General features: G+C 48.1%; 1 protein-coding gene. It reads left to right on the plus strand.

Translation table 11 applies throughout. The features are described from left to right. Positions 1–93: 93 nt before the first annotated feature. Positions 94–993 carry an RluA family pseudouridine synthase gene (locus PX636_RS21625; RefSeq protein WP_288118816.1) on the plus strand — a complete coding sequence of 300 codons (900 nt, stop codon included), beginning with the start codon at positions 94–96 and terminating at the stop codon, positions 991–993. The last annotated feature ends 72 nt before the right edge of the window (positions 994–1065 follow it).

The raw sequence follows: 1065 nt of genomic DNA on the forward strand, positions 1-1065 counted from the left end.
ACACCCCACACCCCACACCCTACACCCCACACCCCACACCCTACACCCCACACCCTACACCACACACCCCACACCCCACACCCCACTTCCCCAATGCCCAATCAAGGCTGGATTTATCGAGATAAAGTTAGCAAAAATCAGGCAGGATTAAGCTTATTAGCTTACTATACGGGCAAATATTGCCATTCTAGTCCAGAAGAATGGCTCGATCGCATTTTATCGGCAGCAATTCTAGTCAACGGTCGTCCCGCTTGCCCCGATACAGTCTTGGAAATCGGGCAGCAATTGACCTATCAGCGCCCACCTTGGACAGAACCGGATGTGCCGCTCTTTTTTGAGGTACTCTACGAGGATGCCGAGGTGTTAGTGGTGGCGAAACCTTCGGGATTACCCGTGTTAGCGGGGGGTGGATTTCTCGAACATACTCTTATCCATTTGGTACATCAGCATTATGCGGAGGTCACTCCCTATCCGATTCATCGTCTTGGTCGCGGCACTTCGGGCATAGTCTTAATGGCGAAATCAAAGCCCGCTAGAGCTAAATTGAGTCAACAGATGCGAGAGGGGAAAATTACCAAAATATATCGAGCTTTAGTGGGTCGGGGCGACATACCGGATAACTTTACTATTAATCAAGCGATCGGGAAAATCGCCCATCCCATTTTAGGCCATGTTTACGGTGCGCTCACAGATGGGTTATCGGCCCGCAGTGATGGTCGAGTCTTAAAAAAACATCCCGATAGTACCCTATTAGAAGTAAGAATTTTTACGGGCAGACCCCATCAAATTCGCATTCATCTGGCCTTTTTTGGCTATCCTTTAATCGGTGATCCATTGTATGGTCTGGGGGGATTACCGCGACCGGATGCAGTCCCGGGAGATTGTGGTTATTATCTCCATGCCAATCAAATCGTTTTTAATCATCCCAGTACAGGCAGAACAATCCCTATTTCCTGTCAGCCGCCACCAGAATTAGTAGATAGGGTTGGCTGAATAAATCTAAAAACCTTGTTGGGTAAGACTTTTAGACTTTTTGGTTTCCAAAAAGTGCCAGATCTGGTAGTG

The sequence above is a fragment of the Microcystis sp. M53598_WE2 genome, assembly GCF_030067735.1.
Taxonomy (GTDB): domain Bacteria; phylum Cyanobacteriota; class Cyanobacteriia; order Cyanobacteriales; family Microcystaceae; genus Microcystis; species Microcystis aeruginosa.